The sequence below is a fragment of the Actinotignum inguinis genome, from assembly GCF_051265835.1.
In the GTDB taxonomy this organism is placed as follows: Bacteria; Actinomycetota; Actinomycetes; order Actinomycetales; family Actinomycetaceae; genus Actinotignum; species Actinotignum timonense.
On sequence record NZ_JBOZDP010000036.1, the window covers coordinates 1 to 8152 of the forward strand.

An 8152-nucleotide genomic window follows, 5' to 3' on the forward strand; every position below is an offset into this window, starting at 1 on the left:
TGCGCTGATGGTACTGCACTCGGTGGGGTGTGGGAGAGTAGGTCACTGCCGCCATGTTTTTGTAGTGTGTGGGGTGTTGGTCCTTTTGGGGCTGGCACCCCACACACGTGTTTAAGCTGCGAGGCCACGCCCCAACGAATGAAGGGCCGCGCGGCTGTTCCCTCCGCGTCGGGTGTGCCTTGCCTCCAGCCCCGAAAGCAAGGGCATATCTACAATCCAGCGTGCAGCGTAAAAAGTGGTCCGCACCTCAAAGTTGCGTCGTCGTCGAGTAAAATAAAAAGCGCGCAACCGCGCACGGTCTACCCAATGGAGGAGATATGAAAGCAGCGCGTTACTACGGTAACCACGATATTCGCATCGAAGATATCGAGGAGCAGCCGCTAGAACCCGGCACTGTGCGGGTGAAGGTTGCTTGGTGCGGTATCTGCGGTACCGATCTTCACGAATACCTCGACGGTCCCATCTTCTGCCCCGCGGAAGGCCACCCGCATCCGATTTCCGGTGAGGAAGTCCCGGTCACCCTCGGGCATGAAATGTCCGGCGTCGTTGCCGAAGTCGGCGAAGGCGTGACGGACCTCGCGGCAGGCGACCACGTCGTCGTCGAACCGTATATTATCCGGGACAGCGTGGATACCGGTCCCGAATCGACCACGTACCACCTGTCTCCCGATATGAACTTCATTGGCCTGGGCGGCCGCGGCGGCGGCCTGGCCGAAAATATCGTCGTCAAGCGGCGCTGGGTCCACAAGATCCCGGACAATATCCCGCTTGACCAGGCCGCACTCATCGAACCGCTCTCCGTGGCCGTTCACGGCGTGGATCGCGGCGACGTCGAGGAAGGCGACTTCGCCCTCGTGGGCGGGGCCGGCCCCATCGGCGTGCTCTGCTGTGCGGTGCTCAAAGCCAAGGGCCTCAAGGTCGCGGTCTCGGAACTCTCCGAGCTGCGCCGCCAGCGCGCCGTTGATGCCGGCGTGGTCGATTACGCCTGGGATCCGCGCGAAGTCGATATCGTGGAAGAAACCAAGAAGCTCACCGGCGGCGTGGGCGCCAATGTTGCCTTCGAATGCACCTCGGTGGACGTGGTACTCAACCAGCTCATCGCGGCGCTCGGGCCGCGCGGCGTGCTCGTCAATATGTCGATCTGGGGCCACCAGCCGAATATTGATATGCACGCCGTGGTCATGAAGGAACTCGACGTGCGCGGCGTTATCGGCTACGTCAACACCCACCCGGACACGATTGAGCTGGTCGCCTCGGGCAAGATTGATCTTGCTCCGTTCATCACCGGCAAGATCAACCTGGAAGACCTCGTTGACAAGGGCTTCGACACCCTCATCAACCGCAACGAAACCGCGGTCAAGATCCTCGTCTCCCCGAACGGCGAAGGCGAAGACTAAAGCGGTCACTCCACGCGAGTGAGTTGTATGTGACAGCGCCCGTGGTAGGGAAACCCGCCGCGGGCGCTGTTGCGTAGGTGCAGCTGTTGCGGGCGCTGTTGTTAGTACGACGGCGCAACTGCGCAGCTCGCCTTGTCCGGCGAGTAGGTGCAGGCGGGCGTGGCGCTGTTCGGGGGTTGCGGCCTTCTAGAGGCCGCGCATCTCCTCCGTGAGTGCCGGCCAGAACTTCCGGTGCTCGCGCCCGAAAGGCCGGGCGCCTAGGAAAACCCCGGCCTTGCCGAGCTCCGGATCCACCCACAGGAACGATCCCGATTGCCCGAAGTGACCGAAGGTGCGGGGCGAAAATGAGGGGCCCGTCCAATGCGGGTCCTTTTCCCCGCGAATCTCCATCCCCAAACCCCAGGTGTTATTGCGCTGCCAGCCGTAGCCGGGCAGCAGCCCGGGTAGGCCGTCGAAATGCACGGTGGCGGCATAGCGCGCCAACTCGGGGGAAATGAGGCGCGGGCGTAGTAGCTCCCCGGCGAACCGCGCCAGATCGCGTAAATTCCCCACCGCCGAATACGCCGGACTCGCCTCCACCGCCACCGAACTCAAACGCAGCGGCTCAATCACCACCCGCCGCACCCAATTCTGGATCGACATTCCGGTGCGTTTCTCCAGATAATCACCGAGCACCTCGAAACCGTAATTCGAATAAATGCGCTTTTCTTCAACCCCGGCCCGCACCGGACCTTCCTCCTCCGGCAACCCAGAAGCGTGTGCAAGCAGGTGAACCACCGTGGAACCGGGAGGGCCGGCCGGATCATCAAAATCCGCCAGGCCGCGCTCCACCGCGATGAGAGTCGCCCAGGCCACCAGTAGCTTCGTGACCGACATATACGGGTAGATCTCCCGGGTGTTCCCATAAGAAAAAGTGGTGCGCCCGGCGCCGTCAATAACACCGAGCGCGTGCGGGAAGCTAAAAGAATCAGAAGCGAGGCGGTTATCGGGGTGGCTATTGATGCTGCTAAAGGGGCGGCCATCAAGCCGGCCATCAGAGCGGCTATCCGGACGATTATCGGCGCTGCTAACGGTGTTGTTATCCACGGGCATGGCTCAAGTCTGCCATCTCCGCAGAAATATGCAGGCCCATGCAAGCTGCGCCACAGCGTGATAATAAACTTATCATGATGACAAAAGTATCGTCGGGTGTGTAGGCTGGGAACAGGCCACACTGATGTGGCGCTACACGGGAGGTTATGATGACCCTAGGAACCGGAGGGCTGATCGCAGTCCTCATAGCGGCGATTGTGCTCGTTGTTGTGCTCATCGTCGGCTTGAAATTACACGGCTCGATCGCCCTGACCATCGCGGCGATTACCGTCGCACTGGTCACGGGCGTGAAGCCCGCGGAAGTGGGCGATGTACTCGAAAAGGGCGTTGGTGGAACGCTCGGATTCCTCGTTCTTATTATTGGCTTCGGTGCAATTCTCGGAAAAATGCTGGAGGTATCCGGCGGGGCAGAACGCCTCGCCAAGGGCATGCTGCGGGTTTTCGGCGAGAAACGCGCCCCGATTGTTATGTCATTCCTCGGCTTGATCGCCGGTATCCCGGTCTTCGTAGAAGTTGGCTTCGTGCTCCTGGTGCCCCTCGTATTCGTGGTGGCCAAGGAAGTGGGCTGCTCGAAGATCCGAGTGGGAGTGCCGCTGGCCATCTCCCTCATGGTGGTCCACTGCATCCTGCCCCCGCACCCGGCCGCTACCGCTATTGCGAGCGTCCTTGGTGCAGACGTTGGCATGGTTATTATGTTGGGTCTGGTGGTTGGGGTTCCGGCCGCGCTCATTGGCGGTCCGCTCTACACCGGAATTGGGCTGCGCCAGCTTGAACGTGCACATGTCACCGCGGGCGCCGGCCAGGTAAGCGGCGTCGTCGCCGAAGGAAAACCCGGCCCCGAATCAAACGGAACCTCCGGTGACGTGCCTGCCGCGGGCGAAAATGTTCTCAAGAATGACGACGCGGACCGTTCCCTGCCCGGTTTCGGCATTACCCTGCTCACGATTCTGCTGCCGCTCATTATTATGGTGTGCCGCACCGTTGCGGATCAGACCCTGCCCGAAGAAAACGGCCTGCGCCAATTCGTGGACCTCGTGGGTAACCCGATTCTGGCGCTTCTCATTTCGGTGATTTTCGCGTACTTCTCGCTGGGAATTTCGCGGGGCAAGTCGCTTTCGGATCTGTCCTCGGTGACGGATTCCTCCTTCAGCCCCATCGGCGGGGTGCTCCTCATTATCGGCGCGGGCGGTGCCTTCAACGCGGTGCTTATGGCCTCCGGGATGGACAAGGCCATCGCGGGCGCCATGGGAAGCCTGCCTTTCAGCCCGCTGATCCTCGCGTGGCTCATCGCGATTGTGCTGCATTTCGCGGTGGGGAGCGCCACGGTCGCCATGATTTCCGCGGCCGGGATCGTGCTGCCGATGCTCCAGGCATCCCCGGATCTCAGCCCCGCGCTCATGGCGATTGCGGTGGGCGCCGGCGCCATCGGCCTCACGCACGTGACCGATTCGCTCTTCTGGCTGTACAAGGAATACATGGGCATTTCGGTGGGGGATGCGCTCAAGACTCTCACCGTGGGCACCACCATTGCCTCGGTGGTGGCCCTGTGCATGACTATGCTGCTTCACCTGGTGATCTAGGCGCGGGATTCGCTGCAACACACGTATCCGCAGCTACGCGATTAGCCGCAGCCGCACGCTTATTCGCAGCACCACACTTATCCGCCAACACATCTGAGAAAGGACTCAGTCATGACAACTATCGCTGGAAAAACGCTCGAACAGTGGGTGGAGGACTACCCGCTTATTCAGGACCTCGTGGACCTCAAGGTCGCGGATTGGTTCAATCCGGAGGTGCTTCCCGCCGCGGAGGGCCTGGCAAAGGTCGGCCTGACCGTGGCTGATGTGGACGACGCCGCAGCTCGGCTCAAGCGCTGGGCCCCCTACCTTAGCCAAGTTTTCCCGGCCGCTCGCCCCACGGCTGGCATCCTGGAATCCCCGCTGGTCGCGGTTCCGACCATGCAAGCCAAGCTCGCCGAACGCAAGGGCGTGCAGATCCCGGGCCAGCTGTGGGCGAAGCTCGATTCCCACCTGCCGATTTCCGGATCGATCAAGGCCCGCGGCGGGGTTTACGAAGTGCTCAAGCACGCCGAAGAACTCGCGCTGGAAGCCGGCCTCATCACCCTCGAGGATGACTACCGCAAGCTCGATACCGAAGAAGCTCGCAAGTTCTTCTCCCAGTACAAGGTGGCGGTGGGTTCCACCGGGAACTTGGGGCTCTCCATCGGCATTATGTCCGCCCAGCTAGGTTTCCAGGCATCGGTGCATATGTCCGCGGATGCGCGCCAGTGGAAGAAGGATAAGCTCCGCTCCCACGGCGTGAACGTGGTGGAATACGAATCGGATTACTCGGTGGCGGTGGCCCAGGGCCGCAAGGAAGCCGAATCGGATCCCACTGCTTACTTCGTGGACGATGAGAATTCGCCTTCGCTCTTCCTCGGCTACGCGGTGGCCGCGCGCCGCCTGCAGGGCCAGTTCCAGTCCCTCGATGTCACGGTGGATGCCGATCATCCGCTGATCGCCTACCTGCCCTGCGGCGTGGGTGGCGGCCCGGGCGGCGTGGCCTTCGGCCTCAAGACCGTGTTCGGTGACAACGTGCACTGCATCTTCGCCGAGCCGACCCATTCGCCCTCCATGTTCCTCGGCGTGATGACCGGCAAGCACGACGAGATCGCGGTGCAAGATTTCGGCATCGATAACCTCACCGCCGCGGACGGCCTGGCCTGCGGGCGGCCCTCCGCTTTCGTGGGATCGCGCATGCAGTACCTCATCGACGGCTACTACACCGTTGAGGACCAGACCATGTACGAAAACGTGGCGCTCCTAGCCCAGACCGAGGACCTGCGCATCGAGCCTTCCTCCTCCACTTCCTTCGAAGGGCCCTTCCACGTGCTCGCCGCCAGCGAGTATCTGGAGCGGGCGGGTCTGACCCCGGAGAAGCTCGCGGGTGCCACCCACCTCACGTGGATCACCGGCGGCAATATGGTTCCCGAAAAGGAGATGGATTCCTACATCGCCAAGGGTGAAGAGACCCTGTAAAGCAGGGCGGTTAGTCGGGGGTGCCACTCGTAGCGGTGCGCACCCCCGCACTATGTCGTCATTTAAGATATTTTGTCAGAAGATACAGCAATGGGGCCGTAGGTAGGAAGGAGCCTGTGCCATGGAGGCAGCGGAACGCGACGAGGTGCCACGAGAAGTGATGACCCAAGAAGTCGGGTCCCGGGAAGAGATATCAGGCGAAGTGGACTCCCGGGAAGTAACGTCTCGTGAAGCGATATCCCAGGAGGATAGCGAGTACGTGGCTTCCTTCAAGCCGCTGGTGGAGTTCCTCGGGGTGGCGCTGGGGGAGAGTACCGAGGTGGTGCTCCACGATGTGAGCGACCTGGACCATTCGGTTATCGCTATTGCGAATTCGCATGTCACTCAGCGCACCGTGGGTTCCCCGGCCACCGACCTCATGTTGCGGGTGCTGCGCGCCGGCGAAGGTACCACGGCCGATTACCTCACCGGTTACGAGGCGATTACGCCCGGCCGCGCGCGCACCTTGCGTTCCTCTACCTTTTTTATACGACGACGGGGCCGCATCATTGGGATGCTCTGTCTTAATTCTGACCAAACCGTGCTGCGGCAATTGGACGAGACAGTCAAAAAAATCGCCTCCTTATATTTCCCCAATCCCGAACGGCGCAAGGAGGCGCCGGCGGAAAAGCCGGAAATTTTGGCTTCCTCGGTTGCCGATATGAAAACGGCTGCCATGGAGTCGGTGCTCTCCCGTTACCACGTCTCGGTGGATCACCTCACCCAGGCCGAGCGCCTGGAAGTGGTGCGTTCGCTGGACGAGGACGGATTCTTCCAGTTGCGCGGGGCGGTAACCGACCTGGCGCTCGCAATGAATCTTTCCGAGCCGACCGTGTACCGGTATCTGCGCCAGGCACGGGCCTAAGCGGGCGGTGTGGCGCGGGGCTGATGCAAGCGACTCTGAGCTGCCTGCGTGTGCGGGCCGGGTTAGCCAGCCCGGAGCGGCCTGGGCCCTCGGCACGTTCCGGGAGCTACGAAACTCGATATCATGGCGGTATGACACGAGTGATTAAAAACTGGCTCACCGATATGGATGGTGTGCTCATCCACGAAGAAAAGGCGCTTCCGGGTGCTGCGGATTTTCTCAATAAACTCAACGAAAAAGAGTACCCCTATCTCGTTCTTACCAATAATTCGATTTTTACCCGGCGTGATCTGTCCGCCCGCTTGGAAGCGGCGGGGTTGATCGTTCCGGAAGATCATATTTGGACTTCGGCAGCTGCCACCGCGAATTTCCTCGCGGACCAGGTAGAGAATAAGCGCGCTTACGTGGTGGGTGAAGCCGGGCTCACTACCTCGATGTACAACGTCGGTTTCGTCATGACGAATGTCAATCCGGAAGTGGTGGTTCTCGGGGAAACCCGCACCTATTCCATTGAGGCGCTCACCACCGCAATCCGCCTCATCAACAAGGGTGCCCGGTTCATCGCCACCAACCCGGATGTGACGGGCCCGTCCGATCTGGGTCCGATTCCGGCAACCGGGGCGGTAGCCGCGATGATTACCGCAGCCACCGGACGCCAGCCCTATTACGTGGGGAAGCCGAATCCGGTCATGCTGCGCAAGGGGCTCAATCTTATCGACGCGCATTCTGAAGAAACCGCGCTGGTAGGGGACCGGATGGATACCGATATCCTCGCGGGCATGGAAGCCGGGCTGCAAACCCACCTGGTGCTTTCCGGTTCCACTGCGCAAGAGGAAATCGTGAACTTCCCCTACCGCCCCGATTATGTGCATCCCTCCATCGCGGAAGTGGCGGAACTGCTCTAGCTGTTTCTTGTGCGGGTAACGATGGTCGAATGAGGTCTTCTGGGTGCCGTTGCCTTGCGGGTAGCCGGTTTCCGCACCTTATCCGTCCGATTCTTCTCGGTTGCGCTAGTCGTGCAGATTGGACTTGCGCTTGACAACCGTTGCTCACAGCTCACGCTTCGAGGACTTCGAGTGCGAGGGCGGGGTTAGCACGCACCATGGCTTCCAGCTGGACCTCCTCCCATTTTTCGATGCCGTGATCGAGTGCTTCGCGTACCTCAGGTGTGCATGCCGCCCCGATCTCGTCAATAACGAAGAGGAGAACTTGTTCCAGGCAGATCCGGAACCAGCCCCGACCTGCTGGGAGGCAGATATCAGCAATCCGGGGAGCACGGGGCTCGTTCTCAGGGCACCCGTGCGACCGGGAAGAATCCTCATCGCCCGGGAGCATGGCTGATGTCCATTCATCACAGTGGGCGTGTATATGGATATGTGCGCGGGGAATATTTGAGTGCGGTGAGCGCATACAATCCCAGTGCACCAAGGGCTCGCTGTTTTTTGCCCCCGGGAGTACCGAGAACATCGAATTATCGATAGTCAGTAAACCGGTTTCCTGATCAACGAAAACCATGTAGTCGAAACGGACAATAAGGAAACTATTAACGTGAATATCGCCAACCAGTCGTACTACGGGAAGATCTCCCTTCGTGGCCATCTGCTTCGATAGAGAAAACTCGGGGTCAAACAGCTCCCCAATCCGCGAGTGTGTCAAGTTGTTTGTGTGTGAGCATTGTTTATAAATACTTATTAAACCGGTCAGGGTAGGCCACGGACATC

Annotated in this window: 7 protein-coding genes; 5 read left to right on the top strand and 2 right to left on the bottom strand. The window is 60.5% G+C overall.

Going from position 1 to position 8152, the window contains the following annotated elements; all coding sequences use genetic code 11:
* The first annotated feature begins 317 nt into the window (after positions 1-317).
* A complete protein-coding gene (locus tag ACRQFC_RS09125) occupies positions 318-1397 on the top strand; it encodes a 2,3-butanediol dehydrogenase (protein WP_284897602.1) in 1080 nt (359 codons plus the stop codon).
* Between the two features lie 186 nt (positions 1398-1583).
* Here ACRQFC_RS09125 and ACRQFC_RS09130 read toward each other — a convergent pair whose 3' ends face one another.
* The gene (locus tag ACRQFC_RS09130; RefSeq protein ID WP_284897604.1) at positions 1584-2489 is read right to left on the bottom strand and encodes a serine hydrolase domain-containing protein; all 906 of its coding nucleotides are present in this window, start codon (positions 2487-2489) and stop codon (positions 1584-1586) included.
* Positions 2490-2635: 146 nt separating this feature from the next.
* Here ACRQFC_RS09130 and ACRQFC_RS09135 point away from each other — a divergent pair, with 146 nt between their 5' ends.
* The 4 genes from ACRQFC_RS09135 to ACRQFC_RS09150 all read left to right on the top strand — a co-directional run bounded on the left by ACRQFC_RS09135 (position 2636) and on the right by ACRQFC_RS09150 (position 7336).
* Positions 2636-4069 (top strand): GntT/GntP/DsdX family permease, encoded by a 1434-nt coding sequence (locus ACRQFC_RS09135; RefSeq protein WP_284897607.1) that lies wholly within the window; start codon positions 2636-2638, stop codon positions 4067-4069.
* A 111-nt stretch (positions 4070-4180) separates the two neighbouring features.
* On the top strand, positions 4181-5527 hold the full coding sequence (gene dsdA, locus ACRQFC_RS09140) for a D-serine ammonia-lyase (protein WP_284897610.1): 1347 nt from the start codon (positions 4181-4183) through the stop codon (positions 5525-5527).
* Between the two features lie 121 nt (positions 5528-5648).
* Entirely contained in the window at positions 5649-6431 is a 783-nt protein-coding gene (locus tag ACRQFC_RS09145) for a helix-turn-helix transcriptional regulator (protein WP_284897614.1), read from the top strand.
* 131 nt (positions 6432-6562) lie between these two features.
* Positions 6563-7336 (top strand): HAD-IIA family hydrolase, encoded by a 774-nt coding sequence (locus ACRQFC_RS09150; RefSeq protein ID WP_026429073.1) that lies wholly within the window; start codon positions 6563-6565, stop codon positions 7334-7336.
* 151 nt (positions 7337-7487) lie between these two features.
* Here ACRQFC_RS09150 and ACRQFC_RS09155 read toward each other — a convergent pair whose 3' ends face one another.
* Entirely contained in the window at positions 7488-8030 is a 543-nt protein-coding gene (locus tag ACRQFC_RS09155; RefSeq protein WP_284897616.1) for a hypothetical protein, read from the bottom strand.
* Positions 8031-8152: the final 122 nt, after the last annotated feature.

Excerpts from the sequence above, each read along its gene's own strand:
- ACRQFC_RS09125 (WP_284897602.1), top strand. The coding sequence starts at position 318 with ATGAAAGCAGCGCGTTACTACGGTAACCACGATATTCGCATCGAAGAT.
- ACRQFC_RS09130 (WP_284897604.1), bottom strand. The coding sequence starts at position 2,489 with ATGCCCGTGGATAACAACACCGTTAGCAGCGCCGATAATCGTCCGGAT.
- ACRQFC_RS09135 (WP_284897607.1), top strand. The coding sequence starts at position 2,636 with ATGATGACCCTAGGAACCGGAGGGCTGATCGCAGTCCTCATAGCGGCG.
- dsdA (WP_284897610.1), top strand. The coding sequence starts at position 4,181 with ATGACAACTATCGCTGGAAAAACGCTCGAACAGTGGGTGGAGGACTAC.
- ACRQFC_RS09145 (WP_284897614.1), top strand. The coding sequence starts at position 5,649 with ATGGAGGCAGCGGAACGCGACGAGGTGCCACGAGAAGTGATGACCCAA.
- ACRQFC_RS09150 (WP_026429073.1), top strand. The coding sequence starts at position 6,563 with ATGACACGAGTGATTAAAAACTGGCTCACCGATATGGATGGTGTGCTC.
- ACRQFC_RS09155 (WP_284897616.1), bottom strand. The coding sequence starts at position 8,030 with ATGGCCACGAAGGGAGATCTTCCCGTAGTACGACTGGTTGGCGATATT.